Source organism: Streptomyces sp. S465 (assembly GCF_026898115.1).
Taxonomy (GTDB): domain Bacteria; phylum Actinomycetota; class Actinomycetes; order Streptomycetales; family Streptomycetaceae; genus Streptomyces; species Streptomyces luomodiensis.
In genome coordinates this window covers 628,633-655,123 of the sequence record NZ_CP114036.1, presented here as the reverse complement: position 1 = coordinate 655,123, position 26,491 = coordinate 628,633, and the positions used below count along the sequence as shown (strand labels likewise).

Here is a 26,491-nt window from a genome sequence, read left to right as displayed (position 1 = left end):
CTTGACACGATCCATGCCCGAGCTCGTTGACAGACCGTCCATAGCGATCATCACCCCGCGACACAGTGATCATTGTCCTGACCGGGTTCGTCCCCGCACCCTCGAAGTGTCCGAGCGCATCGCCGATCCGTGGGTGTGGGAGAGAACATGACCAATCTGTCGCCGCAGCTCCGTCAGGCCACTCCGGTGGTCGCCGTCCGTGGAGAGGGCGCCTACGTCGACGGTGAGGACGGGCGGCGATACCTCGACTTCACCGCGGGCATCGGTGTCACCAGCACCGGACACTGCCATCCGCGGGTCGTCGCCGCCGCCCAGGAGCAGGTGGCCACCCTCATCCACGGCCAGTACACGACCGTCCTGCACCCACCGCTGCGGCGGCTGGTCGAGAAGCTGGGCGAGGTGCTTCCCGCGGGCCTCGACAGTCTGTTCTTCACCAACTCCGGCAGCGAGGCGGTGGAGGCCGCCCTGCGCCTCGCCCGCCAGGCCACCGGCCGGCCCAACGTCCTGGTCTGCCACGGCGGATTCCACGGCCGCACCGTGGCGGCCGCCTCCATGACCACCTCCGGGACCCGGTTCCGCTCCGGTTTCTCGCCGCTGATGAGCGGCGTCGTGGTGACCCCGTTCCCCACCGCCTACCGGTACGGCTGGGACGAGGAGACCGCGACCCGGTTCGCCCTGCGCGAGCTGGACTACGTCCTCCAGACCATCTCCCCGCCGGACGACACCGCCGCGATCATCGTCGAGCCGGTGCTCGGCGAGGGCGGCTACGTACCCGCCACCGAGGGGTTCCTCCAGGGCCTGCGGGAGCGGGCCGACCGCCATGGCTTCCTGCTGATCCTGGACGAGGTGCAGACCGGGGTGGGCCGCACCGGACGGTTCTGGGGCCATGACCACTTCGGCATCCGCCCCGACATCCTGGTCACCGCCAAGGGACTGGCCAGCGGCTTCCCGCTGTCCGGCATCGCCGCCTCCGAGGAGCTGATGAGCAAGGCGTGGCCCGGCTCCCAGGGCGGCACCTACGGCGCCAACGCCGTGGCCTGCGCGGCGGCCGTCGCCACCCTCGACGTGGTCCGCGAGGAGAACCTCGTCGCCAACGCCGAGGCCATGGGGGCGCGGCTGCGCGGCGGACTGGAGGAGGTGGCCGCCAAGACCCCCGCCATCGGCGATGTCCGCGGCCTCGGCCTCATGCTGGCCAGCGAGTTCGTCACCGAGGACGGTGAACCGGACCCGGCCGCCGCGGCCCGGGTGCAGCGCGCCGCCGTGGACCAAGGACTGTTGCTGCTCCTGTGCGGGGCCTGGAACCATGTGGTCCGGATGATCCCCGCCCTCGTCGTCGACGAAGCGGCGATCGACGAGGGTCTGCGCGCCTGGTCCGCCGCCGTCAGCGCCGGCACGGCGGACTCCTGACGCACCGCACCTCACCCATCGGGAGCCGATCCGCCCGCCGGTCCGAACCCTTCGGGCCGGCGGCGGTCACGAAGGAGATTGCCCCTATGTCCACCCCCTCCTACCCCTCGGCCGCCGACGTCCTCGCGACGGTGCCCAAGCAGCTGTTCATCGCCGGGTCGTGGTCCGACGCGGCCGGCGGCCGGACCATGCCGGTCGACGACCCGGCCACCGGTGAGGTGCTGTGCGAGGTCGCCGACGCCGCGCCCGCGGACGGACAGCGCGCCCTGGCCGCCGCCGAGGACGCCCAGGAGAAGTGGGCGGCCACCGCGCCCCGCGCGCGCAGCGAGATCCTGCGCCGCGCCTATGAGCTGATCATGGAGCGCGCCGACGCGCTCGCCGCGCTGATGACGGCCGAGATGGGCAAGCCGCTGGCCGAGGCGCGGGGAGAGGCCGCCTACGCCGCGGAGTTCTTCCGCTGGTTCTCCGAGGAGGCCGTGCGCATCGAGGGCGGGTACGCCACCCTGCCGGACGGCCGGAACCGCATGCTGCTGATGCGCCGCCCGGTCGGCCCCTGTCTGCTCGTCACCCCGTGGAACTTCCCGCTGGCCATGGGCACCCGCAAGATCGGCCCGGCGATCGCCGCGGGCTGCACCATGGTGCTCAAACCCGCCCCGCAGACCCCGCTGTCCAGCCTCGCGCTCGCCGGCATCCTGGCGGAGGCGGGACTTCCGGCCGGGGTGCTCAACGTGGTCACCACCTCCCGCGCGGGAGAGGTCGTGGAACCGCTGCTGACCGGCGGGCACGTCCGCAAGCTCTCCTTCACCGGCTCCACCGAGGTCGGCCGCACCCTGCTGGCGCAGTGTGCGCCCGCGGTGGTCCGCACCTCCATGGAACTCGGCGGCAACGCCCCCTTCATCGTCTTCGAGGACGCCGACCTCGACGCCGCGGTCGAGGGTGCCATGACCGCCAAGATGCGCAACATGGGAGAGGCGTGCACGGCCGCCAACCGGTTCTTCGTCCACTCCTCCGTCGCCGCCGAGTTCGCCGACCGGCTCGCCCGCCGCATGGGCGCGCTGGACGTCGGCCCCGGCAGCCGGCCCGGGGTCGAGGTGGGGCCGCTCATCGACCGGGCCGGCCGTACCAAGGTCGAGGAGCTGGTCGCGGACGCCGTGGCGCGCGGCGCCGAGGTCCTGGTCGGCGGCAGCACCCCCGAGGGCCCCGGCTGCTTCTACCCGCCCACGGTGCTCACCGGGGTCTCCCCGGCGAGCCGGCTGATGGAGACCGAGATCTTCGGGCCGGTCGCGGCCGTCCTCACCTTCGACGACGAGGACGAGGTCGTCGCCACCGCCAACAGCACCGAATGGGGCCTGGTGGGCTATGTGTTCACCCAGGACCTGAACCGTTCGCTGCGGGTGAGCGAGCGGCTGGAGGTCGGCATGGTCGGCCTCAACACCGGTCTGGTCTCCAACCCCGCGGCCCCCTTCGGCGGCGTCAAGCAGTCCGGGCTCGGCCGCGAGGGCGGCCGGGTCGGCATCGACGAGTTCCTGGAGTACAAGTACGTCGCGATGCCGGTCTGAGCCGCCGGTCCGCCACCCTCGCCGGAACCGCCACGGGCACCCGGGCGTTGTCCTCAGACACCCGGCGGCGGTGAGGAGCGGACATGGGCGAGTTGGTGCCCGGCGGGAACCAGGCGCTGCCGGACGGTGCGCTGACCATCCGGGTGCCGGGCCCGTTCGACCTGTCCGCGCTGATCAGCGGGGCGGACGGAAAGGTCGCGGGGGACGGTGACTTCGTCTTCTTCAACCAGCCCACCGCGCCCGGCGCCCGGCTGGACGGTGACACCATCACCCTGCGGCCGCGGGGGCTGCGGCCGGGCGCCGGCCGGGTCACCCTCGTCGTCAGCCCCGCCGACCCGGACACCCCGCTCGGGCGGCTGCCGGCCCCCGTGCTGAGCGTCCTGGACGACCGGGGATCGCTGCTGGCCCGGTTCGCCCCTCCGCCCCCTTCCCGGGAGACGGCGCTGCTGCTCGCCGAGGTCTACCGCCGCGGCGGCGGCTGGAAGGTGCGGGCGATCGGCCAGGGCTACGCCGACGGACTGGCCGGTGTGGCCCGGGACTTCGGCGTCGACATCGCCGACGACGCAGCCCCGGCCGCGCCCGCGCATTCCGCCCCGGCGGCCGCCGGCGGCCCCGCGCACCACGCCCTCGACGTGGTGAACGCGGCGCGGGCACGGGCCGGGGCCCCTCCGGTGGCCCTCGACGGACGGCTGGCCGCGGCCGCCGAGGCGCATGCCCGTGCCATGGCCGCCCACGGGGCCCTGGCGCTGGAGAGCCCGGACGGCACGTCGCTCTTCCACCGGATCGCCGCGCACGGATACCGCCCGCTGACCATCGCCGAGCACATCGTCTCCGGGCCGCGCACCCCGCGGGAGTTCGTGGACTACTGCCTCGACGGCACCGGGCGCCGGGGCCCGTTCCACGATCCGGCCCTCCTCCACCTGGGCATCGGCCGGGCCGACGGCCCCACCACCGGGGATGTCTACTGGACCGCGGTATGGGCCCGGCCGTTCACCCCGGACGGACTGTCGCGCCTGGTCTCCGACGTCATCGCCCGCACCAACGCGGAGCGCGCCGCCGCCCGGCTGGCACCGCTCGCCCCGGACCCGCGGCTGACGGCGGCCGCGCAGGCGCACAGCGACGACATGGTGGGCCGCGACTTCTACTCCCACACCGGACCCGAGGGGCACCAGCCCTGGGACCGGGCCCGCGCCGCCGGGGCCGCGCACCGCGGCATCGGGGAGAACATCGCATGCGGTTGGCGCTCCCCGGCGGAGGTGGTGCGCGGCTGGATGGACAGCCCCGGCCATCGCGCCAACATCCTGAAGCCCGACTTCACCCATATCGGCGTCGGCTACGCCACCGGCAGCCGCGCCGGCACGTACTGGACCCAGGTTTTCGGCGCCGCGGGATAACCGCGGCCACCGTCAGTACCACCGAGGGGGGCGACCGCCGCGCCGGGTCCGGCCGGGGAACGATGGGTTCGGGCCCTTCTCATGCGCCCACACCCTCACGCGTGGGTACGGAGGCGCGGCGGGGAAGACTCGAACCGATCGCCGTGCGGCGGCCGGACGCCCCGCGGCACCGGTGTGGCGTGGTGCCGCCGGGCCATCCGTCCTGAGAGGGTGCCCATGGCCACGGGGACGTCGAAGGGAGCCATGAGATGGGCCACGAGAGGGAGCGGACCACCTGCTGTGTGGTGGGCGGCGGGCCCGCCGGGATGGTCCTCGGCCTGCTGCTGGCCCGAGCCGGCGTGGAGGTCACCGTCCTGGAGAAACACGGGGATTTCCTGCGCGACTTCCGCGGCGACACGGTCCACCCCAGCACCCTGAGGCTCCTGGACGACCTGGGCCTCGCCGACCGGTTCGCGGCCCTGCCGCAGCGGCATGTGCACTCCGTCCAGCTGCCCATCGGACGGGACGGCGAGCTGTTCACGGTCGGCGACATCGGTTCCCTGCCGGGGAAGTACAACTACGTCGCGATGGTGCCGCAGTGGGACCTGCTCGATCTGCTGGCGGACGAGGCCGCGCGGGAGCCCTCGTTCCGCCTGCGCATGAACACCGAGGTGACCTCCTTCGTCACCGAGCGCGGACGGGTCACCGGAGTGCGCTACCGCGATCGCGCCGGTGGCTCCACCGGCGAGCTGTGCGCCACCCTCACCGTGGCCTGCGACGGCCGGGGATCGCTCGCCCGCGCCCTGCCCGAGCTGGGGCTGCGCGAGTTCCCCTGCCCGATGGACGTCTGGTGGTTCCGGCTGCCCCGGCGGGAGAGCGACCCCCAGGGGCTGGTGGGCAACGCCGGCGAGCGCTTTCTCACGGCCATGATCGACCGTGGTGACTACTGGCAGTGCGCCGTGCTGATCCCCAAGGGGGCCGACGCCGAGTACCGCGCCGAGGGGCTCGACCGGTTCCTGTCCTCGTTCGCACAGGCCACCCCGTGGATGAGGGAGGACGGCCGGGAACCGGGGCCGCGGTCCTGGGACGAGGTGAAGCTGCTGGACGTACGGATGGACCGGCTCCGCCGCTGGCACCGCCCCGGACTGCTGTGCATCGGGGACGCGGCCCACGCGATGTCGCCGGTGTTCGGCATCGGCATCAACCTCGCCGTCGAGGACGCGGTCGCCGCCGCCCGCCATCTGGCCGGGCCGCTGCGCGCGGGCACCGTGGGGCTCGGCGACGTACGCGCCGTCCAGCGCCGCCGGTGGCCGACCGCCGCCGCGACGCAGAAACTCCAGCGGATCGCCCATACGCGGGTCATCGAGCCGTTGCTCCAGGGGCGTTCACCGGTCGCCGGAGGGGAGCCGCTGCGGCTGGCCGAGGTGCTCACCAGGGCGCCGTGGCTGAAGCGGGCACCCGCGTACTTCCTGGCCTACGGCGCGGGCCGGGAGCGACCCCCGGCGGTGTCGGTGCGCCGTTCCCGCTGAGACCTGCCCGGCGTGCGGAGCCGGGTGCGGAAGGCTTCGCCCCATCCGGCTTCCATCGGCTCCGCATCCGGCTCCGCATCCGGCTCCGCACGGGTGAGAATCCCTCAGACGATGCCCTCGGCGATCTCCGCCTGTTCCCGCGCGGTGCCGTACGCGGAGGGTGTGCCGTACGAGCGGCGGGCCACGAACCACCAGATGGTGGCCAGCAGCAGCACCACGGCCAGCGCGATCGAGGCGTAGTTCATCGAGTCGACCGTCACCGGACTGGACTGCGGCAGACAGAACAGCACCGTCACCAGGGCCACCCACACCACCGCGACCCAGCCCACCGGCTTGCTCCAGCGGCCCAGGTGCCACGGGCCCGGCCGGAACCGGTCCCCGGCGCGCAGCCGCAGCAGGATGGGGATGGCGTAGGCGGGGGTGATCCCGATGACGTTGATGGCGGTCACCGCGCCGTAGGCCGTCTCGGAGTACAGGGACGGCAGGGCCAGCACACACGCGACCGCCACCGACAGCCAGACCGCGAGCACCGGCGTCTGGGTAGCGGAACTGACCCGCCGCCACAGCCGTGACCCCGGCAGCGCGCCGTCCCGGCTGAACGCGAACACCATCCGGCTGGCCGCCGCCACTTCGGCGTTCCCGCAGAACAGCTGCGCCACGATGACGATGAGCAGCATCGCGGTGGCACCGCCCGTGCCCAGGGCGTCGATCAGGATCTGCGCCGGCGGTACTCCGGTGGCGCTCGCTTGGGTACCCGCGTAGTCCTGGATGGCGAAGGTCAGTCCCGCCAGCAGCACGAACCCGGCCGCCCAGGACACCCAGATGGCGCGGACGATCCCCCGGGCGGCGGAGACCGAGGCGTTGGAGGTCTCCTCGGACAGATGCGCGGAGGCGTCGTAGCCGGAGAAGGTGTACTGGGCGAGCAGCAGTCCGATCGCGCTCACATACAGCGGATTCGACCAGCCGGTGTCATTGACGAATGCGGTGAAGACGAACTCGGGCGACTGGTGGTGGGAGGGCACGATCGCCAGCGCGCCGACGATGATGGCGACGCCCGCCAGATGCCACCACACACTGACCGAGTTGAGCACGCTGACCAGCCGCACCCCGAACAGATTCAGCGCCGCGTGCAGCAGCAGGACGCACACGAAGATCACCATGGTCGACTCCGGGGTGGGATCGAATCCCCACTGGAGGTTGAGGAGTGCGCCGGTGAACAGGGCGGCGCCGTAGTCGATCCCGGCGATGGCGCCGAGCAGTCCCAGCAGATTGAGCCAGCCGGTGTACCAGCCCCAGGTCCGTCCGCCCAGCCGGTCGGCCATGTAGTACAGCGCTCCCGAGGTGGGATAGGCGCTGGTCACCTCCGCCAGGGCGAGCCCGACGCACAGCACGAACAGCCCCACCCCGGCCCAGCCCCACATCATGACCGCGGGGCCTCCGGTGTTCAGCCCGAAGCCGTACAGCGTCATGCATCCGGAGAGGATGGAGATGACCGAGAAACTGATGGCGAAGTTGCCGAAGCCGCCCATACGGCGGGCCAGTACGGGCTGGTAGCCGAGCTCACGCAGCCGTCGTTCTTCGTCCCGGTGGGGAGCGGGACCCGAACTCGACCATGCCGTGGACATGGAATGCACCTCCGGAAGGACGGGGAGAGCGGTGATCGGGGAGTGCCGGGGGGACCCCGGTTCAGCCGTTCGCCCCGGGTCTTGGCCCACGGGCGCCGGCCAGCGAGCGGACGCGGGCGCGCAGAAACATTTCTTCAGCCACAGCGAGGTCGGCGGGATCATGGGTGCGATAGGCCCAGGGCAGTGGGGTGAAGTACGGCCCCAGCGCCTCGAAGACCCGGGCCGCGTCGGTGAAGAGCAGCGCACCCCACAGGGCGTGCGCCAGATGGTTGAGATCCAGCAGCGAACTCGTCGCGACATCCGCGTGGTCGAACCAGCCGCGCAGCGCCTTCCGGGCGTCCCGGATGGCGTCCTCGGTGGCCCAGTGAAGGTCGAGTGCCTTCTCGTAGCCACGCTCCTCGCGGTACCGCTCGACATGGACGTACAGCGGCAGCACCAGCAGAGCGGATCCCTCGGGCGCGCCCGAGACCACCCACTGCACGAAGTTGACCGCCTCCGCCAGGGAACCGCCGGCCCGGCGGGCGTACACGAACTGCAACATCCGGTGGTAGGCCTCGCGGTTGTGCGGATCGCGCCGGTCGGCCTCCGCCAGCAGCCCCCAGGGGCCGGGGAACAGCAGCGGAGCGGGCGGCGGCACCCGGTGTTCCTCCTGCCGCAGTCCCGTGTCCAACTGGGCCAGGGCCAGCAGACACACCCACGGCACGGGATCCGCCGGGGAGCGGTGTGCGGCCAGCTGGCAGGACTGCCACGCCTCCCGCCACAGCTCGCGGGTGCGGGGATGGCCCTCGCGGTGTGCGCGCAGCGCGCGTTCCACCGCGACCCTGGTGTGCATCACCAGCGCCGCGACGCTCCGCGGCTCCTCGGCCCGCCACGCGTCCACCACGTTCGACCCGGCGGCGCCCGCGGCCAGCACCTGGGTGCGCTGGGTCCACAGCGACCAGGTGGGGGTCTCCGCCAGCAGATCGCGCATCGACACCCAGCGTCCGGCGCGCAGATCCTGCAACGCGACGCGCAGTCCGCCGTCATACCCCGCGGGGTGGTACACCGGGCGGAACTCTTCCTCGGGCATCGGCTGACTTTCGTACGGAGCTGAACGTACCGGACGCGGGGAAACGACGGGCCTGGGAGATGGTTGCAGGGATCTTATAGTCCCGCCGGGGCCTGTCGGGAAAGGGGGACCACGGGCGGCTGACGGGGGGCCGGGCCGTCTTGACGCCCGGCCCGCGGCTGCACCAGGCTTTCCGGCAAGATCCCCCCGCCGACGTCCCCGAGCCCTGAGCGATGTGGCGAGCTGACCGGTCCACCCGTCCCCAGCGGAGACCCGGAGAACCACCGAAGACCCGAAGAACCACCGAAGAACCGCAGAACCAGCGAAGAACACGAGTCCCGAGCGAAGAACCGGACATGCTGCCTGTAGAGCGCCGCCACCGCACCCCGGCCGACCCCGCGACCGGCCCGGTCCTCGCCATCGACCAAGGCACCTCGGGCACCAAGGCGCTGGTGCTCTGCCCCGAACGCGGGGTGATCGGCTCCGCCGAGGTCCCGGTGCGCCCCCGCCATCTGCCCGGCGGACTGGTCGAGGCCGACCCGGCCGCACTGCTGACCTCGGTGCTCCAGGCCGGCCGCCAGGCCCTCGCGGCCGCCGGGGAACCGGTCGTGGCGGTCGGGCTGGCCAACCAGGGCGAGACCGTACTGGCCTGGGACCCCGTCACCGGAGACCCGCTGACCGACGCGCTGGTCTGGCAGGACCGGCGGGCGCACACCGTGTGCGCGCGGCTCGCGCCCCACGCCGAGACACTGCGCGACCTCACCGGACTGCCGCTCGACCCGTACTTCGCGGCCCCCAAGATGGCGTGGATCCGGCGCCATCTGACCGACCAGGGAGTGGTCACCACCAGCGACGCGTGGCTGGTCCACCGGCTCACCGGAGCCTTCGTCACCGACGCCGCCACCGCGGGGCGCACCGGGCTGCTCGACCTCGACCGGGTCGTCTGGTCCCCGAAGGCGCTGGACCTGTACGGACTGACCGCCGAACGGCTGCCCCGGATCGTCGACGCCGCCGAGGCCGTCGGCACCACCACGGCCTTCGGCGGCGACATCCCGCTCACCGGACTGCTCGTCGACCAGCAGGCCGCCCTGCTGGCGCAGCGGGTGACCGAGCCGGGCAGCGCCAAGTGCACCTACGGCACCGGCGCCTTCCTCCTCGCCCAGACCGGGGACCGGCCCCGGCGCGGCCCGCACGGCCTGGTCTCCTGCGTGGCCTGGCGGTTCGGCGGACGCACCAGCTACTGCCTGGACGGGCAGGTGTACACCGCGGCCTCCGCGGTGCGCTGGCTCGGCGACCTGGGGGTGATCCAAGGCCCCCAGGACCTCGACCGGGTCGGGCGGACCGTGCCCGACACCGGGGGCGTCACCTTCGTACCGGCACTCGCCGGGCTCGCCGCGCCGTGGTGGCGCGGCGACCTCAAGGGCTCGCTGACCGGGCTCGGCCTCGACACCACCGCCGGCCATCTGGTGCGCGCGCTGTGCGAGGGCATCGCCGCCCAGGTCGTGGAGATCGCCGAGGCGGCCGCCTCCGATCTGGGCGCGCCGTTGACCGTCCTGCGGGTCGACGGCGGGCTGACCCGCTCGGCGCTGCTCATGCAGACCCAGGCCGACCTGCTGCAACGGCCGGTGGAGGTGTCGGCGCTGCCGGACGTCACGGCGCTGGGCGTGGGCGCCGCCGCGCGGTTGGGACTCGATCCGGATCTGACGGTCGAGGAGGCGGTTCCGGCGTGGCGGCCCGCCGCCGTCTACGAACCGCGGATCAGCGCGGAGCGGGCCGCCGAGCGCCTGGCCGGCTTCCGCTCGGCGGTGGCCGCGCTGCTGGACCACGCGCCGCCGCCCGCCGCCCACGCCTGAGCACCGGCCCCGCACCCAGAGCCACGCGCACCACCGAGCAAGGGACCACAATGACCGTTACGACCACGGGTGACCTCCCCGACGAGGTCTACGACGTGGCCATCGTCGGCGCCGGGGTGGTCGGCACCGCCATCGCCCGCGAACTGGCCCGGTACCGGCTGCGGATCGCCCTCGTCGAGGCGTCCGACGATGTCGGCAACGGCACCTCCAAGGCCAACACCGCGATCCTGCACACCGGGTTCGACGCCACGCCGGGCACCCTGGAGGCCCGGCTGGTGCGCGAGGGCTACCAGCTGCTGACCGCGTACGCCGCCGAGACCGGCATCCCGCTCGAACCGCTCGGCGCGCTGCTCGTCGCCTGGGACGCGGAACAGCTCGCCGCGCTGCCGGCACTCGCCGAGAAGGCCGCGCGCAACGGCTACGACCGGACGGGCATCCTCGACGCGGACGCGGTCCGCGCCCGCGAACCCCATCTGGGGCCGGGCGCCCTCGGCGCGCTCGAAGTACCCGGGGAGAGCATCATCTGCCCCTGGACGACGACGCTCGCCTACGCCACCCAGGCGGTGCGCGCGGGCGTCGCCCTCCATCTGAACTGCCCGGCCGGGGCCATCACCACGGATGCGCACCACCACCAGATCGCCACCCCGCGCGGGGTGCTGCGCACCCGTCACCTGGTCAACGCCGCGGGGCTGTACTCGGATGAGATCAACCGCCGGCTCGGCCACCGGGAGTTCACCGTGACCCCGCGCCGCGGGCAGCTCATCGTCTTCGACAAGTTCGCCCGCGGTCTGGTCGACCACATCCTGCTGCCGGTGCCCACCGCGCTCGGCAAGGGCGTGCTGGTGGCGCCGACCGTGTACGGCAATGTGATGCTCGGCCCCACCGCCGAGGACCTGGACGACAAGACCGCCACCGGATCGTCGGCCGACGGACTGGCCTCGCTCCGGGAGAAGGGCGCACGGATCATGCCGCGACTGCTGGAGGAAGAGGTCACCGCGGTCTACGCGGGGCTGCGCGCCGCCACCGAGCACGGCGACTACCAGATCCACGCGGACCCGGACCGGCGGTATGTCGCCGTGGGCGGCATCCGTTCCACCGGCCTCACCGCCTCGATGGCGATCGCCGCGCATGTGGCGGGACTGCTCGCCGGCTGCGGGCTGGACCTGGGGCCGGAGCGGGAGATCGAGCCCGTGCGGATGCCCACCATCGGCGAGGCGTTCCCGCGCCCCTACCAGCGAGCCGATCTCATCGCGGCCGACCCCGCCTACGGCACCGTGGTCTGCCACTGCGAACGCGTCACCCGGGGTGAGATCCGCGACGCGCTGGCCGCCACCGTGCCACCGTCCTCGCTCGACGGCCTCAGACGCCGCACCCGGGCCCTGGGCGGACGCTGCCAGGGATTCTTCTGCGGCGCCGCCGTGCGCGCCCAGTTCGAGGAGGCCACCACGGCCGAGGACCGGACGGAGGCCCGGCGATGACCCCCACCGACCGCATCCACCGGACCGTCGACGTGCTGGTCATCGGGGCCGGACCGGCCGGGCTGGCGGTCGCCGCGCGGCTGGCCGCCGCCGGGGTGGAACGGGTCGAGGTCCTGGACCGCGAACAGCGGGCGGGCGGCATCCCCCGCCACTGCCACCACACCGGATTCGGACTGCGCGACCTGCGCCGGATGATGACCGGCCCCGACTACGCCCGCCACCACATCGCCGCCGCCGTCCGCGCCGGCGCGGTGCTGCGCACCGGCGTCACGGCCACCGGCTGGGCGGGCCCGAGGACCGTGGACCTCACCGGGCCGGCCGGCCTGGAGCGGATCACCGCCACGGCCGTCGTCCTGGCCACCGGCGCCCGGGAACGCCCGCGCAGCGCCCGGCTGGTGCCCGGCACCCGGCCGGCGGGCGTCCTCACCACCGGACAGCTACAGCAGGCCGTCCATCTGCACGGCCAGGACGTGGGGCGCCGCGCCGTCATCGTCGGCGCCGAACCGGTCAGCTACTCCGCGGTGGCCACGTTGCGTCAGGCCGGAGCCGAGGTGGTCGCCATGGTCACCGACCAGCCCCGCCACCAGATCCATCCGGCGCGCCACTTCGGCACCCGGCTGCGCCATGGCTTTCCGCTGGTCACCGACGCCACCGTGACCGAACTGACCGGCTCGGGGCGGCTGGAGAGCCTGCGTCTGCGGCACCGGGACGGCAGAACCGCGGCCGTCGGCTGCGACACCGTGGTGTTCACCGGCGACTGGATCCCCGACCACGAACTGGCCAGAAGCGCCGGGATCGCCCTCGACCCCGGCACCCGCGGCCCGGCGGCCGACGCCGAGTTCCGCACCGGCCAACCCGGCGTCTTCGCCGTCGGCAATCTGCTGCACCCCGTCGAGACCGCCGATATCGCCGCCCTCGACGGCCGGTGCGCCGCCGGGCCCGTGCTGCGCCATCTCGCCGGCCGGCCGTGGGCTCCGGGACCGCTGCCCGTGCGGGTCGAGGCGCCGCTGCTGTGGGTCTGGCCCAACCGGGTCGCCCCGCACGGGCCCCCTCCGCCGCGCGGCCGCCTCATCCTGCGCACCGCCGGGTTCCTGACCCGGCCGGTGCTCACCGTCAGCCAGGACGGCCGGACCCTGCACCGCGGACGCCTGCCCCGCACCGTGGCACCCAACCGGCCGTGCCATCTGTCCGCCGACTGGATCGACCGGGCCGACGCACACGGCGGCCCGGTACGGATCACGGCGGGCTGACCGGCCGGGGGCCCTTCCGGCGGAGCCGGGCGGGAGGGACCCGCGGTGGCTAGCCGAGGCCGCCGGGCATACCGCGCAGCCGCTCCATCTCACGTCGGTCGCGCTTGGTGGGGCGGCCCGCCCCGCGGTCGCGCAGCCCGATCGGCACGGTGTGCTCGCGCGGTGGCGGAGGAGGACTGTTGTCGACGTAGCATTCGGCCGCGACCGGCGCCCCGACCCGCTTGCGCACGATCCGTGAGACCACCACGACCCGGTCGCGCCCCGCGTGGCGCAACCGCACCTCGTCACCGGGCCGCACCGCCTGGGCGGGTTTGACGCGCTCGCCGTTGACCCGGACGTGCCCCGCCCGGCAGGCCGAAGCGGCCATGGACCGCGTTTTGGTCAGCCGCACGGACCAGATCCAGCTGTCCACCCGTACGGACCCCTCGTCTGAAGCCATACCCCGACTCTAATGTCTAAGGTGCGACGCATGAGCGCACATTTCGACGTCGTGGTCCTGGGAGCCGGGCCGGGTGGCTATGTCGCCGCGATCCGCGCCGCCCAGCTGGGCCTGACCACGGCCATCGTCGAGGAACGCTACTGGGGCGGCGTCTGCCTGAACGTGGGCTGCATCCCGTCCAAGGCCCTGCTGCGCAACGCCGAGCTGACCCATCTGTTCCTCCATGAGGCCAAGAACTTCGGCATCCGGGTGAACGGCGATGTCACCGTGGACTACCGGCAGGCGTTCGAGCGCAGCCGCAAGGTGGCCGACGGACGGGTCAAGGGCGTCCACTATCTGATGAAGAAGAACAAGATCACCCAATACGAGGGGCGGGGTGCCTTCACCGGCCCGCACGAGCTGCGGGTCACCCGCGCCGACGGCGGTACGGAGACGCTCGGCTTCGACCACTGCGTCATCGCCGCGGGCTCGATCACCAATCTGCTGCCCGGCACCTCGCTCAGCGAGCGCGTGGTGACCTACGAGGAGCAGATCCTCGCCCCCACCCTGCCCGGCAGCGTCCTGATCGCGGGCGCGGGCGCCATCGGTGTGGAGTTCGCGTACATCATGCACAGCTACGGGGTGCAGGTGACGCTGGTGGAGTTCATGGACCGGATCGTGCCCCTGGAGGACGAGGAGGTCTCCGCCGAGCTCACCCGCCGCTTCCGCAGGCTCGGCATCAACATCCTGACCTCCACCCGGGTGGAGGCGATCAACGACGCGGGCCCCGCGGTCAAGGTCATGGTGACCACGGGCGGTCAGCGGCAGACCCTCCAGGCCGCCCGGGTGCTCCAGGCCATCGGGTTCCGGCCGCGGGTGCGCGGATACGGGCTGGAGCACACCGGCGTGGCGCTGACCGAACGCGGCGCCATCGATGTCGACGGCCGGTGCCGCACCAATGTGCCGCACATCTTCGCCATCGGCGACGTCACCGCCAAGCTGATGCTGGCACATGCCGCCGAGGCCATGGGCATCGTCGCGGCGGAGACCATCGCCGGGGCGGAGACCATGGAGCTCGACTATGTGATGATCCCGCGCGCCACCTTCTGCCAGCCGCAGATCGCCAGCTTCGGCTGGACCGAGGCCCAGGCGCGGGAGCGCGGTTTCGACGTCCGGGTGGCGAAGTTCCCGTTCACCGCCAACGGCAAGGCCCAGGGGCTCGGTGACCCCGTCGGCTTCGTGAAGCTCGTCAGTGACGGCCGCCACGGCGAGCTGCTGGGCGGCCATCTCATCGGCCCCGAGGTCACCGAGCTGCTGCCCGAACTCACCCTCGCCCAGCAGTGGGATCTCACCGTGCACGAGGTGGCCCGCAACGTCCATGCCCATCCGACCCTCAGCGAGGCGGTGAAGGAGGCCGTCCACGGGCTCGCCGGACACATGATCAACATGTGAGGGCGGGCGCTCCAGGGCTGGTCCGGCCTGCCCTCGGGCGGCGGGACGAACGCCGGGCAGGGCGCGGGTACGTGCCGTGGGCGCGCCGCCCCCGCGTCCCGCCGCGGTGCTCAGGCCGAGGCCGGCGGCGCGGCCTCGCGTCGCTCCCATGCCACCTGGGCGAGATCGGCCATGGTGGCCATGAGATCCGCCGGTTCGTCGCCGCCGTTCAGATGCCGGTACTCCGAACCCACCGTGATCACCAGCCGCTCGGGCAGGCCCAGTGACGGATGGGCGTTCTCGGCGATGAGCGTACGGGCGGCCTCCAGGGCCGGTACCCCTGCCGCGTGCAACTGCCGGGTGCGGTCCCGGACATGCTCCAGATAGCCGATGTGGCCGCGCACCCCCGCCCGGTCCAGGACCGGGCCATGGCCGGGGACGATCACCTCGGCCCCGGTCGCGAGCACCCGCTCACAGGCGGCGATCACGTTGTCCAGCGGGCCCGCCCAGTGCACCGCGTGGTCACCGGGGTCCTCAGGGCCGGAGGCGAAGATGACATCGCCGGTGAACGCCACCTTCTGCCGTGGCAGATACGCCACCAGATCGCCGGCGGTGTGCGCGGACGGCAGACTGAACACCCGCACCGGCACCTGGCCCACGCGCAGGTCGAGTTCGCCCACGAAGGTGAGCGTCGGCTCGACGACCTCGGTGGCGGCCCAGTCGAACCGCCCGAAGTGCCGCTGGAGATACCAGCCGAGCGGGGTCGCCGGGTCGCTGCCGTGCACCAGGGCGTGCAACTGCTGCGGGGAGGGCTCGTACTCGATATGGCCGAGCGCCTCGCGGGTGGCGACGATCTCGGCGTCCGGCACGACCTCAGCGCCCCACAGGTGGTCGCCGTTGGCATGGGTGACGATCACCCGCTCGATCCGGCCCCCGTCGGGCAGCAGGGCGCGGCTCCGCGCCAGGAAGTCACCGGCCATCCGCCGGTCGTAGGGGGTGTCGATCCAGGCGGCGGCGCCATCGGGGGAGACGATCAGACCGCAGTTGGCCAGACCCCATCCGGCACTCGGGGTGGGGGACCAGACGTGCACACCGTCGGCCACGGTGAGAAGGGGCGATTGCGAACTCATGGACGCACACTATTCCCGCGCGGCGCGCCCGCGGCAGGCGGCCTGCCGTCCTGGTACCCGTCCCGGCCACCGGATGTCGCGCCGTCACACCGCCATGCTGCCGTACCGTCAGGCGGTCATGGGGAGGTCGGCCGGTCCGACCGGTGCCGGGAGCGTGGTGGAGCCCCCGAGATAGCGGTCCACGGCGGCCGCGGCGGAGCGGCCCTCGGCGATCGCCCAGACGATCAGCGACTGGCCGCGGCCCGCGTCGCCCGCCACGAACACCCCGTCCACGCTGGTGGCGAAGGAGGCGTCACGTGCGACGGTGCCGCGCTCGTCGAGCTCCAGGCCGAGCTGGTCGAACAGTCCGCTGTCCCGCTCCGGGCCACGGAAGCCGAGGGCCAGCAGCACCAGATCCGCCCGGAGAACCCGCTCCGTGTCCGGTCCGGGCCGCCCGTCGGCAGGGGACCCGATCAGGCGCAGCGCCCGCACACCGCCCCCCGGCCGCTCCGCGTCCGGTGCCGTCCCCTCGAACCGGACGGTGGTCGCGGAGAAGACCCGGGCGTCCACATCCGCCTCCGGGGAGGCCGCCAGCTCCCGCGCCTCCTCATGGGCGGCGGACATCCGGTAGATCTTGGGATAGGTGGGCCAGGGCTCGCTCTCGGGCCGTTCGTCGCCGGGCCGGGAGTGGATGTCCAGCTGGGTCACGGAGGCTGCGCCCTGCCGCAGTACGGTGCCCAGACAGTCCGCCCCGGTGTCCCCGCCGCCGACGATGACCACGTGCTTGCCCTCGGCGGTGATCGGTGGCCGGGCGTAGTCGCCCTCCCGCACCCGGTTGGCCATCGGCAGATACTCCATCGCCTGATGGATCCCGGCCAACTCCCGCCCAGGGACGGGCAGTTCGCGCCAGGCTCGCGCCCCCACCGCGATCACCACCGCGTCGTGGCGCGCCCTGAGCTCGGCGGCGTCCACGTCGGTGCCGACGTCCACGCCGGTGCGGAACCTGGTGCCCTCCGCGCGCATCTGCTCCAGCCGCCGGTCCAGGTGGCGCTTCTCCATCTTGAACTCGGGGATGCCGTAGCGGAGCAGTCCGCCCACCCGGTCGTCCCGCTCGTACACCGCCACGGTGTGGCCCGCGCGGGTGAGCTGCTGGGCCGCGGCCAGACCCGCGGGTCCCGAGCCGATGACGGCGACGGTGCGGCCGGTCAGCCGCTCCGGTGGCCTGGGGGTCACATATCCGCATCGCCACGCCCGGTCGGCGATGGCCACCTCGACGTTCTTGATGGTGACCGCCGGCTGGTTGATGGCCAGCACACACGCGCTCTCGCAGGGGGCCGGGCACAGCCGGCCGGTGAACTCGGGGAAGTTGTTGGTCGCGTGCAGCCGCTCGCTCGCGCGCAGCCAGTCGTCCCGGGAGACCAGGTCGTTCCACTCCGGGATGAGGTTCCCCAGCGGACAGCCGTCGTGGCAGAACGGGATGCCGCAGTCCATGCAGCGGTTCGCCTGGGCGTTGATGATCGGCAGCAGTCCGCCGGGCGCGTGGACCTCGTTCCAGTCCCGCACCCGCTCGTCCACCGGACGGAGTGGCGGAAGACGACGGGGTGTGGTGAGGAAACCCTTGGGGTCGGCCATGACCACCTCCCATTACCCGTGTCATGGTCTGGCCGCTTTCACCCCACTGTACGACCGCGGGGCCGCCGGTCCGGGGCCTCGGCGGGCCTCGGCCACGATCCGGTCCACCAGCTCCCAGGTCGTCGATCACCCGCGCCGGCCGGCCCGTGCGGGGCGGTTCCGGACCGCCGGCAACACCGAGGCGTTCGTCTCCACGGTGCTGCTGCGACTGCCGGTTCGAGCGGGCGCTCTTCGACGGCACGCTGTTGCGCCCCGCCCAGCAGCGCGAGTTCACCACCCTGGTGGAGTTCCCCGACGCGCCCGCGTACGGGCTCGGGACGCGGCGCATGTCACCGCCTGGGAGACCGACGGTGCGGGACCCGGCTACCCCGGCGTCTCCCTCCTGTGCGACGGAGCCCGGCATCCGGGCCGCGCGTTCAGGAGCGGGGCGGCTCGTCCCGGTTGATCACGGTGCCGGAGACGACCTGCCCCGGACCGGCCGGTGCGGACGGGGCGTCCTGCTCCTTGAGCGCCTTGGTCTCGCTCTTGAAGATCCGGGTCGCCTGGCCCGCGGAACGCACCAGCTCGGGCAGTTTCTTGATGCCGAGGACCACGACGACGACGATGAGGATCACGGCGAGTTCGCTCAAGCCGAACATCAGGTCTGCTCTCTTCCGGTGCTGAGGGCCGATACGGCGTACCGGCCACCCGGCGGCAATCTACAGGGCTGTAGAAGTCTCGCCCGAAAGGCGCTCCCGGATCAAGTGCGCCTCCGGGCGCGGGTCCCGTTCGGGGGCGGGTCATCCGCCCGCGGGCGGGACGCGGTGGGTGAGGATGGCCGCGCCGACCGCGCCGGCGTTGTCACCGAGCCGGGCGGGGCGGATGTCGGTGGGCACGTCGTATTCGGGGGAGCGGCGCAGTGCCCGGCGCATGCCTTCTGCGAACAGCGGCAGGCAGGTGGCCGCGCTGCCGCCCAGAACCGTCACCCGTGGCTGGTACAGGGCGTGCAGAGCCGCCAGGCCGCGCCCGAGGAGCGTGCCGTACGCGGTGAACACCTCGCGTACCGCGGGATCGGTGCGGGCTGCCCGCACGCCCTGCTCCAGTGTCCGGCGGCCCGGGGGACCGTCGCCGAGCCGGGCGGCCAGCATGCGCTGGAGGGCGCTGCGCGAGGCGGCCTGCTCCCAGCAGCCGGTCAGGCCGCAGTAGCAGCGGGCCGGGTCGTCGGTGACCGGCAGGTGGCCGCCCTCGGGGTGGTTGCCGTCCAGCCCGCGCACCGGATGTCCGTCCACGAGCATGGCCGTGCCGATGCCGGTGCCGAGGGTGACCATGAGCATCCGGTCGCAGCCCTGGCCCGCACCGGCGGCGTGCTCGCCCAGGGCCGCGGTGACGGCGTCGTTGTCGATGACGACGGGGACCGACAGACGCGCGCCGAGGGTTTCGGTGAGGGGGAACCCGGAGAACCACGGCAGCGTGTCGTGGTTGTGCACGACACCCGCGGTCACGTCCACGGGACCGCTCGCCCCGATGCCCACGGCGGCCGGGCGGACGCCGGTCGGCAGCAGCCCCGAGATGACGCGGGCCAGCCGGTCGACGCGCTCGGGCACCTCTCCGGTGCCGAGGTCGGCGGAGAGGGCGTCGGCCGCCGCCAGCACGGTGCCGTCCTGCCAGGCCACGAGCCGGGCCCCGGTGCCGCCGAGGTCCACGCCGACGGAGGGGGCGGCCGATGCGGTGGCCGATGGGCGATGTGCCGGTGTGGTCCGCGGACCGGGCCGGTCCGCGCCGGTGCGCGCGCGGTCCGCGGCGTCTCCCGCCGCTCGCCCGGTCACAGCGTGTCCGTGATCTTGCGACCGAACCGGAACTCCCCCGGTACGTTCCCGGCAGTCTGCGCGAGCGCCACCGTGAGGAGCTGGACCTGCGCGATACCGATCGCCAGCCGGCCGAACGTGCCGCGGTCGGCGGGGGTGGCCAGAAGCTCGCTGCCCGGGTAGGCGCGCGGTCCGACGGTGATCACGGTGGAGCCGGTCCCGGAGAGGTCATGGGCGAGCGCGGGCAGCACGGGGTCCTGCGCGTCGCCGGGGCCGAACAGCACGGCGGTCAGTCCCGGGCCGGCCAGTTCCAGCGGGCCGTGCCGGAAGGCGCCGCCGACGTATCCCTCCGCGGCCACCCGGCTCGCCTCCTTGGTGATGAGGGCGCCGGTGAGCGCGGTGGCCGCGTCGTCACCGGTTCCGACCAGGGCGAACCTGGGGTGGGTGGCGGACAGTGCCCGCTTGGCGACGTCGGCGATCGCGGGCGGGCCGGCGAGCAGGCGGCGCAGCGCCCCCGCGCACTGGCGCAGGTCCTCCGTGACGGCCAGGTCGTCCGCACCGCGCAGCGCGGCCAGGACCCTGCGATGGGCGGCCAGGGTGTTGAGGTAGCTCTTGGTGCTGACGGTGGCCTCCGGGCCGCTGTGCAGCAGCACCAGGATGTCCGCCGCTGCCGCCAGTGGGCTGGTGGGGTCGTCCGTGGTGGCCAGCAGGGTGCGGGGTCGGGTGGCGGGGGTGAGGGCCTCCAGCAGGGCGACGATTTCGCCGCTGCGTCCGGACTGCGAGGTGGCCCACAGCAGCGTGCCGGGCGTGATGCGCTGCGGCGTGTCGAGCAGCTGCCCGGAGTCGATCCGCCACACCGGCAGACCGGCGGCGGCCAGGGCGCGCTCGACCGGTACGAAGGAGTGGAGCGACGAGCCCATGCCGGTCAGCACGATGCGGTCGTACTGTCCGAGGTCCAGCCCGGCCAGGGTGGCGGGCAGCTCGGAATCCGCGTGTCTGAGCAGGGCATCGGGCTGCGCGGCGATGTCCGCGAGATAGCCGTCGGACGAGCGGGCCGGGTCGGTCATCGGGGAATCCTTCCGGGAACGGGTGTGAGGACCGCCGTGCGGCGGGCGGAGTGGGGCGCTTCGACAGCGGACGGCCCAGGGAGCGTACGTCCCGGCCGACGCGGGTCCGGGTCTGCGGCGCATACGTGGCCATCCGGACCGCACCAGACCATCACGCACGCAACCGTGCAGTCAATACGCGAAAGCGTGCAGGCTTTGTCGCACGCAACGGGTCCGGAGGCACTCGGCCTCCGGACCGATGGGCGGGCGTGCCCGGAGCGGCGCGGTACGGGGCCGCGGAGCTACCGGTGTGTGTCCGCGGGCGCGGGTACGCACCGCAGCGCGGGACCGTACGCGGTCCGCTCGGACGGTGGCAGCCGGTCGTCGGTGATGAGTGCGTGGACGCTCTCCAGGCCGCACACCGGCGCGAGTGACCGGCGGCCGAGCTTGGAGCTGTCCGCCACGACCACCACCCGCTCCGCCGCCTCGATCATCGCCTGTTTGACGGCGATCTCGACGACGTTGACGTTGGTGACACCGGCTTGCGGATGCACCGCCTCCGCGCCCAGGAAGGCCCAGTCGGCGTGCAGTCCGCGCAGCGAGGCCACGGCGCCCGGACCCACCAGCGTGTAGACCGTGTCCAGCAGCACGCCGCCGGTCATGTGGAGTTGGTGGGTGGCGTGCTCGGACATGCACAGCGCGACCATCAGGTCGTTGGTGATGACGGTGAGGCGGTGCCGCCGCCGCAGCGCCTGGGCCACCTGGTACATCGTCGAACCGTTGTCGATGATGACCGACTGGCCGTCCTCGACGAGTTCGGCGGCCGCCTGGCCCAGCACGTGTTTGGCCTCCGCGTGCTGGGCGCGGCGCACGTCGTAGGGGGTGTCGACGGCCTCGGCCGGGTCGGCCGGCAGCACGCCGCCGCGGGTGCGCCGCACCAGTCCGGCCCGTTCGAGCTGGGCCAGGTCGCGGCGGATGGTCGAGCTGTCCACGCAGAAGGTGCGGGCCAGCTCGCCCGCCCCGGCGTACCCCAGGGCACGCACGTTCTCCAATATGGCCCGGCGTCGATCGGCCGAGGACTCGGACACGACTCACCCCTCCTGCGCGGCGTCGTTCGGCAAGACAACACTACCGTGCACGCGTTGCGCGGCAGTGTGCAACGCGTGCACGGTGTCCGCCGTCGACAGCGGCCGCCGGGCCTCAGACGTCGCGGGAGACCCGGGCGCGGGCCCGGCTGTCGGCCGCGGCACGGAACCGGGCCTCCAACTCCTCCAGCGTGCGGCCCTTGGTCTCCGGCATCCGCAGACAGAAGAGCACGAAGAGCACGCACACCGCGGTGAACAGGCAGAAGGTGGTGGCGGTGCCGAGCCGGTCGAGCATCGGCAGCGAGGTCAGGCCGATCACCAGATTGGTCGCGAAGATGACGAAGGTGGCCACACCAGTCGCCTTGGCCCGCACGTGCAGGGGGAAGATCTCCGAGATGACCACGTAGGCGACCAGGCCCGGACTGACGGCGTACATGACGATGTACAGGCTCAGACAGGCGAAGGACAGCCAGTTGGCGCCGGGCAGGCCGGGCACCGACACCACCACGGCCAGCGCGCCCAGCGTGACCGTCATACCGACGGCCCCGGCCAGTAGCAGCGGTTTGCGGCCCACCCGGTCGACCAGGGCCATGCCCACCACCGTGAAGACGACATTGACGGCGCCGAGCCCCACCGTCGCCAGCAGGGACGAGCTGGAACCCATCCCGGCGGACTGGAGGATCTGCGGGGCGAAGTAGATGACCAGGTTGATGCCGCAGCCGTTGGCGAAGAACGCGACCAGCACGCCCACCAGCACCATCGGCCGCACCCAGGACGCGTTCAGCTCCCGCCAGCCGGCGGAGCCGGCCCGCGCCTCCTGCCGGTGCACGGCCTCAATCTCGTGGAGCTCGGCCTCCACGTCGTGCCGTCCGCGCACGCGGCGCAGCAGATCGCGGGCGGCCCCCAGCCGGCCCCGGGAGACCAGCCACCGGGGCGATTCGGGAACGAGCAGCACGCCCCCGGCGAGCAGCAGACCCGGCACCGCGGCCAGCCCCAGGGACCAGCGCCACGCCTGGCCCGCCCCGAAGAGGGCGTTGACGCCGTAGGCGAGCACGATGCCCAGGGTGGTGAGGAGCTGGTAACCGGAGACCAGGGCGCCCCGGATGCGGGCGGGGGCCAGTTCGGCGATGTACACGGGCACCAGTACGGAGGCGGCGCCCACGCCGGCCCCCAGCACCACACGCGCAGCGAGCAGCACGGCGAGCCCGGGGGCGAACGCCGAGATCAGGGCCCCGGCGGTGAACAGCAGTCCGGACAGCAGCAGAACCGGCCGCCGCCCGTAACGGTCGCCGAGCGGGCCCCCGGCCATGGCCCCCACCATCCCGCCGAAGAGGGAGGTGCTGACCACCACGCCTTCCATGAAGCTGGACAGGCCGTAGTCGTCGGCGACGAAGCCCGCCGCGCCACCGGCCACTCCGGTGTCGTAGCCGAAGATGAGCCCGCCGAACGTACTGATCACGACGGCGAGGTAGACGTACCACGTCATGCGCCCGTCGTCGGGGGCGCCGGCCGGGGCGGGGCCGGACGGGGGAGCGCTGGAGGTGCGGCCGGCGGCCGTGGCCGGGAGACCGGCAGTCGTGCCGGTTCCGCTTTCGGGCTGGGGGTGCATATGACGTCCTCGTGTGCCGGTGCGGAGCTGCCACGTCCGGGCACATCGATGTGCCAGGGCACGGGCGGTCCGCGAATGCGCGAAAGCCCTCGTCCGCCGGTCCGGTCCGCCAGGGCACCGGTCGGGCGGCGCCGGCCGATGGCCCGGTCGGGGGCTCCGTAATGGAGAGAGTCTCATCCGCACGCTTTCGTGCAGTCAATAGCCGCAAGCGTGCAGAACTGCGTGCACGGTCCGGGTGGCCCCCGGGAAGCGCCTACGGCACACAGCGGGCCCGGCGCAGGAGCGTGACGAAGCGCGAGGCCAGAACGGGGTGGCCGGCCGCCGCGGGATGCAGCCGGTCCGAGCCCTCCGGCTCCAGCATCAGCCGCGTACAGGCGGGCCCGAAGACCTCGGGACCGTGGAGGTAGTGCAGCCGTGTGTCCCCGTGGTCGCGCAGCAGGGCCACGGCCCGGCGGATGTGCGCCCGGCACTCGCGCATGGTCATCCCCGAAGGCCCTGGGACCTTCTCCCGCTCGGGTGCGGTGATCGTGGACATCACGGCGAACGGCGTCGTGGGGTGGCCCTCGCGCACGGTGCGGACGAAACCGACGAGCGCCGAGACGAGCGCGTCGCGGTTGTGGCTGCCGAGCGCCTGGACGTTGACCCCGACGCACAGGGTGAGGAGATCGGCCGGCAGATCCCGCATCAGCCGCGCCGTCATGGGCTGGAGACAGCAGGCCGCGCCCAGGGCGAGGGAGGTGAGGTCCCAGCCGGCGCGCCGGGCGACCAGGGCGGTCCAGGTCCGGCTGGGGGAGGCCGCGCCACGCCCCTGCGAGATGGAGCTGCCGCAGTGGACCCAGCGCGGTTGCCGCCCGGGGGCCTCGCGCTCCACGGTCGCGCCCGCGTCCACGGACACCCCGCACAGCCGGAACTGGTGGTAGAAGGGCAGCCACAGCTCGACCGTCACCATCCGCCCCGGCAGACCGTCGCACCGGAACTCCGCGTCCCCACCATGGGTTTCCAGCTCCACGGTGGCCGCCCGCCGCCCGTCGCACAGCACATCGAGCCGGGCCCGCTCCTCGGGCCCGTTCAGCCTGGGCGCGGGGTCGGCCTGGTAGCGGCAGACCAGCGAGGCGCTGTCGGTGCGCAGTGTGACGCGCACCCCGGACGGCATCGCGGCCCGGCCCAGCCCGCCCTCGGGGAGGTACAGCGCCGCGTCCTCGTGCGGCAGCCGCCAGGGCGCGGTCCACCCGGGGCCGCGCCGCAGGGACACCGCGCCCCGGTAGCGCAGCCGCGGGTCGTCGTGGCGGATGCCGAGCGGGGTGAGAACGGTCCGGGGGTGCATGAGCGCGAGTGTGGCACGCCCCTCCGACACCGCCCGCCGGTCCGGGGCCGGCCCCCCGGGCCCCGTCAGAGGCTGACGCCGTGTGACCGCAGATAGGTGAGCGGGTTGATGTCCGAGCCGTAGCCGGGACCGGTGCGGATCTCGAAGTGGAGATGCGGTCCGGTGACGTTTCCCGTGGCGCCCGAACGACCCACTTGCTGGCCGACGTTGACGCTCTGCCCGGTGCGCACCGACAGCTGCGAGAGATGGGCGTACTGGCTGTACTTGCCGTCCGGATGCCGGATGACCACCTGATAGCCGTATGCGTCGGCCCAGCCCGCCGAGACCACCTGGCCGGTGCCGACGGCCTTCACCGAGGTGCCGATGGACACCGGGAAGTCCACGCCCGTGTGATAGCCGCTCGACCAGCTGGAACCGGCCGCCCGGTAGGCGGTGCTCGGGCTGACGCCGCTGACGGGGGCGATGAAGCCCGAGGAGGCGGCGGGCTTGGCCGCCCGCTCCCGGCTGGGCTGGGGCTTGGCGGCCTTCTGGCGCGGCGCGGGTTTCGCCTTGGCCTTGGCTTTGGCCTCGGCCTTGTCGGGCGTCTCGGTCTTCGCCTTGGGCTTGGCGGTGGCCTTGCCGCCCGTGAGCGAGAGCTTCTGACCGGGGTAGATCAGATCCGGATCGTCGCCGACCGTCCCGCGGTTGGTCTCGTACAGCGTCTTCCAGCCGCCGCTGACGTCATGGGAGTCGGCGATACCGGACAGCGAGTCGCCGCTGACGACGACGTAGCGGCCGGACTTGGCGGACGCGCCCGGGAGGCTGGTGGGCGTGGGCTTGCTCGCCGCCGTCCGCTGGGCCTTCTGGGGCCGCTGTGCCTCCTTCGCCGGTGCGGCGGACGCCTTGAGGACCTTCGGCGCGCTCTGCGGCGCCGCGTCGGTCCGCGTCAGGCCGGCCTTCCCCGAACACACCGGCCAGGCACCCGGCCCCTGGGCGTCGAGCACCTTCTCCGCGACCGCGATCTGCTGGTCCTTGGTGGCCAGATCGGCGCGTGCCGCGTAGGCCGTGCCGCTGTACGCCGCCCAGGTGCTCTGCGTGAACTGTAGTCCGCCGTAGAAGCCGTTCCCGGTGTTGATGTCCCAATGGCTGGTGGACTCGCACTGGGCGACCTTGTTCCAGGTCTCGCCCGAGGCCGCCGAGGCGCCCGCGGCACCGATGAGCGGAAGGGCGATTCCGGCGCCGCCCGCGGTCACGCTCAGCGAGGCGCGGGAGATGCGGTTGGCCTTGTAACGGCGGTGGCGTCCCCGTAAGGGCATGGACGGCTCCTCCTCCTGCTGCCGGGGTGCGGCGAGCTGCCAGGCGCGCCAAAGATATGGGCACGGATTTGGCCACAACAAGAGGGAGCGCGCCCAGTGGGCGGGCCGTAGCGCGCTGTGCTGCGGCCCTTTTCCGTTTATGTGATGCGCATCACATGATTTCCGTCGGTTGTGCGAGCGAAACGCAGCGTGACGGTCTGACGGCTACCAGACGAGTGAGACGGCGGCGGGCTCTTGTCCGCGGCCGGGAAGCCGCCGTCCGCCGAGTCCAGGGCCCAGCGCGGCCGGCCTCCGTACGCCGCGGGCGGCAGGAGGACGTTCCCGAGGACGGGCACGTCGTTGCGGTGCGCGGCGCGCGCGGCACCGTCGCGGATCGGACTCGGGCGTCCACGCCGGGAGGCCGCGCCAGACGACACCGGAGCCTGGAGAGCCGGAGGGGAGGCTGTCGGGGAACCAGTACCAGGCGTGCGGCCGGTCGGTGCGGGGCGTGGGTCCTTCGGACACGCTGTGTTCTTTCGGGGCGTGGTGGGGCACGGCTCGTTCGGGAGTATGGCCGCCAACGGCCCAGCGTCACCGCTGGGTTGGCGTCGCGCCACACCGCCTTCCCCCGCATGCGAACCGCCGCCCGGGACCGGA

At 73.2% G+C, this 26,491-nt stretch carries 20 protein-coding genes; 8 read left to right on the top strand and 12 right to left on the bottom strand.

Annotated elements, in window-relative coordinates; genetic code table 11:
* Window positions 1-147 precede the first annotated feature (147 nt).
* The 4 genes from N6H00_RS03025 to N6H00_RS03010 all read left to right on the top strand — a co-directional run bounded on the left by N6H00_RS03025 (window position 148) and on the right by N6H00_RS03010 (window position 5,868).
* Window positions 148-1,407, top strand: coding sequence for an aspartate aminotransferase family protein (locus tag N6H00_RS03025; protein WP_268969953.1), 1,260 nt, complete (start codon window positions 148-150; stop codon window positions 1,405-1,407).
* 86 nt (window positions 1,408-1,493) lie between these two features.
* On the top strand, window positions 1,494-2,966 hold the full coding sequence (locus tag N6H00_RS03020; protein ID WP_268969952.1) for an NAD-dependent succinate-semialdehyde dehydrogenase: 1,473 nt from the start codon (window positions 1,494-1,496) through the stop codon (window positions 2,964-2,966).
* Between the two features lie 83 nt (window positions 2,967-3,049).
* A complete protein-coding gene (locus N6H00_RS03015; protein WP_268969951.1) occupies window positions 3,050-4,360 on the top strand; it encodes a CAP domain-containing protein in 1,311 nt (436 codons plus the stop codon).
* Window positions 4,361-4,608: 248 nt separating this feature from the next.
* A complete protein-coding gene (locus N6H00_RS03010; protein ID WP_268969950.1) occupies window positions 4,609-5,868 on the top strand; it encodes an FAD-dependent oxidoreductase in 1,260 nt (419 codons plus the stop codon).
* A gap of 104 nt (window positions 5,869-5,972) precedes the next feature.
* Here the strand turns inward: N6H00_RS03010 and N6H00_RS03005 are convergent, their stop codons facing one another.
* Window positions 5,973-7,493 (bottom strand): amino acid permease, encoded by a 1,521-nt coding sequence (locus tag N6H00_RS03005; protein ID WP_268969949.1) that lies wholly within the window; start codon window positions 7,491-7,493, stop codon window positions 5,973-5,975.
* A 61-nt stretch (window positions 7,494-7,554) separates the two neighbouring features.
* A complete protein-coding gene (locus tag N6H00_RS03000; protein ID WP_268969948.1) occupies window positions 7,555-8,562 on the bottom strand; it encodes a hypothetical protein in 1,008 nt (335 codons plus the stop codon).
* Between the two features lie 335 nt (window positions 8,563-8,897).
* Here N6H00_RS03000 and N6H00_RS02995 point away from each other — a divergent pair, with 335 nt between their 5' ends.
* From N6H00_RS02995 to N6H00_RS02985, 3 genes are read left to right on the top strand one after another with little or no spacing between them, the layout of a single operon-like run.
* A complete protein-coding gene (locus N6H00_RS02995; protein WP_268969947.1) occupies window positions 8,898-10,394 on the top strand; it encodes an FGGY family carbohydrate kinase in 1,497 nt (498 codons plus the stop codon).
* 50 nt (window positions 10,395-10,444) lie between these two features.
* A complete protein-coding gene (locus tag N6H00_RS02990) occupies window positions 10,445-11,872 on the top strand; it encodes an NAD(P)/FAD-dependent oxidoreductase (RefSeq protein ID WP_268969946.1) in 1,428 nt (475 codons plus the stop codon).
* A complete protein-coding gene (locus N6H00_RS02985) occupies window positions 11,869-13,122 on the top strand; it encodes an NAD(P)/FAD-dependent oxidoreductase (protein WP_268969945.1) in 1,254 nt (417 codons plus the stop codon). The genes N6H00_RS02990 and N6H00_RS02985 overlap by 4 nt, the downstream gene beginning before the upstream one ends.
* A gap of 49 nt (window positions 13,123-13,171) precedes the next feature.
* On the opposite strand, the gene N6H00_RS02980 is transcribed toward N6H00_RS02985, so the two are convergent.
* A complete protein-coding gene (locus tag N6H00_RS02980; RefSeq protein WP_268969944.1) occupies window positions 13,172-13,561 on the bottom strand; it encodes an RNA-binding S4 domain-containing protein in 390 nt (129 codons plus the stop codon).
* A 30-nt stretch (window positions 13,562-13,591) separates the two neighbouring features.
* Here N6H00_RS02980 and lpdA point away from each other — a divergent pair, with 30 nt between their 5' ends.
* Window positions 13,592-14,992 (top strand): dihydrolipoyl dehydrogenase, encoded by a 1,401-nt coding sequence (gene lpdA / locus N6H00_RS02975; RefSeq protein WP_268969943.1) that lies wholly within the window; start codon window positions 13,592-13,594, stop codon window positions 14,990-14,992.
* A gap of 110 nt (window positions 14,993-15,102) precedes the next feature.
* Here the strand turns inward: lpdA and N6H00_RS02970 are convergent, their stop codons facing one another.
* The 9 genes from N6H00_RS02970 to N6H00_RS02930 form a co-directional block, all read right to left on the bottom strand.
* Complete coding sequence (locus N6H00_RS02970) at window positions 15,103-16,101, bottom strand: MBL fold metallo-hydrolase (protein WP_268969942.1); 999 nt, start codon at window positions 16,099-16,101, stop codon at window positions 15,103-15,105.
* Window positions 16,102-16,209: 108 nt separating this feature from the next.
* Window positions 16,210-17,712 (bottom strand): glutamate synthase subunit beta, encoded by a 1,503-nt coding sequence (locus N6H00_RS02965; RefSeq protein ID WP_268969941.1) that lies wholly within the window; start codon window positions 17,710-17,712, stop codon window positions 16,210-16,212.
* A 416-nt stretch (window positions 17,713-18,128) separates the two neighbouring features.
* Complete coding sequence (locus tag N6H00_RS02960; RefSeq protein ID WP_268969940.1) at window positions 18,129-18,350, bottom strand: twin-arginine translocase TatA/TatE family subunit; 222 nt, start codon at window positions 18,348-18,350, stop codon at window positions 18,129-18,131.
* Window positions 18,351-18,491: 141 nt separating this feature from the next.
* On the bottom strand, window positions 18,492-19,517 hold the full coding sequence (locus N6H00_RS02955) for an ROK family protein (protein WP_268969939.1): 1,026 nt from the start codon (window positions 19,515-19,517) through the stop codon (window positions 18,492-18,494).
* Complete coding sequence (locus tag N6H00_RS02950; RefSeq protein ID WP_268969938.1) at window positions 19,514-20,563, bottom strand: SIS domain-containing protein; 1,050 nt, start codon at window positions 20,561-20,563, stop codon at window positions 19,514-19,516. The genes N6H00_RS02955 and N6H00_RS02950 overlap by 4 nt, the downstream gene beginning before the upstream one ends.
* Window positions 20,564-20,844: 281 nt before the next feature.
* Entirely contained in the window at window positions 20,845-21,630 is a 786-nt protein-coding gene (locus N6H00_RS02945; RefSeq protein ID WP_268969937.1) for a DeoR/GlpR family DNA-binding transcription regulator, read from the bottom strand.
* A gap of 112 nt (window positions 21,631-21,742) precedes the next feature.
* Entirely contained in the window at window positions 21,743-23,236 is a 1,494-nt protein-coding gene (locus tag N6H00_RS02940; protein WP_268969936.1) for a sugar porter family MFS transporter, read from the bottom strand.
* A gap of 253 nt (window positions 23,237-23,489) precedes the next feature.
* Window positions 23,490-24,560, bottom strand: coding sequence for a GDSL-type esterase/lipase family protein (locus N6H00_RS02935; RefSeq protein ID WP_268969935.1), 1,071 nt, complete (start codon window positions 24,558-24,560; stop codon window positions 23,490-23,492).
* Between the two features lie 65 nt (window positions 24,561-24,625).
* On the bottom strand, window positions 24,626-25,855 hold the full coding sequence (locus tag N6H00_RS02930; RefSeq protein WP_268969934.1) for a transglycosylase family protein: 1,230 nt from the start codon (window positions 25,853-25,855) through the stop codon (window positions 24,626-24,628).
* Window positions 25,856-26,491 lie beyond the last annotated feature (636 nt).

Bases quoted from the DNA above. Each gene is read 5' to 3' on its own strand.
- N6H00_RS03025 (WP_268969953.1), top strand. From the start codon at position 148: ATGACCAATCTGTCGCCGCAGCTCCGTCAGGCCACTCCGGTGGTCGCC.
- N6H00_RS03020 (WP_268969952.1), top strand. From the start codon at position 1,494: ATGTCCACCCCCTCCTACCCCTCGGCCGCCGACGTCCTCGCGACGGTG.
- N6H00_RS03015 (WP_268969951.1), top strand. From the start codon at position 3,050: ATGGGCGAGTTGGTGCCCGGCGGGAACCAGGCGCTGCCGGACGGTGCG.
- N6H00_RS03010 (WP_268969950.1), top strand. From the start codon at position 4,609: ATGGGCCACGAGAGGGAGCGGACCACCTGCTGTGTGGTGGGCGGCGGG.
- N6H00_RS03005 (WP_268969949.1), bottom strand. From the start codon at position 7,493: ATGTCCACGGCATGGTCGAGTTCGGGTCCCGCTCCCCACCGGGACGAA.
- N6H00_RS03000 (WP_268969948.1), bottom strand. From the start codon at position 8,562: ATGCCCGAGGAAGAGTTCCGCCCGGTGTACCACCCCGCGGGGTATGAC.
- N6H00_RS02995 (WP_268969947.1), top strand. From the start codon at position 8,898: ATGCTGCCTGTAGAGCGCCGCCACCGCACCCCGGCCGACCCCGCGACC.
- N6H00_RS02990 (WP_268969946.1), top strand. From the start codon at position 10,445: ATGACCGTTACGACCACGGGTGACCTCCCCGACGAGGTCTACGACGTG.
- N6H00_RS02985 (WP_268969945.1), top strand. From the start codon at position 11,869: ATGACCCCCACCGACCGCATCCACCGGACCGTCGACGTGCTGGTCATC.
- N6H00_RS02980 (WP_268969944.1), bottom strand. From the start codon at position 13,561: ATGGCTTCAGACGAGGGGTCCGTACGGGTGGACAGCTGGATCTGGTCC.
- lpdA (WP_268969943.1), top strand. From the start codon at position 13,592: ATGAGCGCACATTTCGACGTCGTGGTCCTGGGAGCCGGGCCGGGTGGC.
- N6H00_RS02970 (WP_268969942.1), bottom strand. From the start codon at position 16,101: ATGAGTTCGCAATCGCCCCTTCTCACCGTGGCCGACGGTGTGCACGTC.
- N6H00_RS02965 (WP_268969941.1), bottom strand. From the start codon at position 17,712: ATGGCCGACCCCAAGGGTTTCCTCACCACACCCCGTCGTCTTCCGCCA.
- N6H00_RS02960 (WP_268969940.1), bottom strand. From the start codon at position 18,350: ATGTTCGGCTTGAGCGAACTCGCCGTGATCCTCATCGTCGTCGTCGTG.
- N6H00_RS02950 (WP_268969938.1), bottom strand. From the start codon at position 20,563: ATGACCGACCCGGCCCGCTCGTCCGACGGCTATCTCGCGGACATCGCC.
- N6H00_RS02940 (WP_268969936.1), bottom strand. From the start codon at position 23,236: ATGCACCCCCAGCCCGAAAGCGGAACCGGCACGACTGCCGGTCTCCCG.
- N6H00_RS02935 (WP_268969935.1), bottom strand. From the start codon at position 24,560: ATGCACCCCCGGACCGTTCTCACCCCGCTCGGCATCCGCCACGACGAC.
- N6H00_RS02930 (WP_268969934.1), bottom strand. From the start codon at position 25,855: ATGCCCTTACGGGGACGCCACCGCCGTTACAAGGCCAACCGCATCTCC.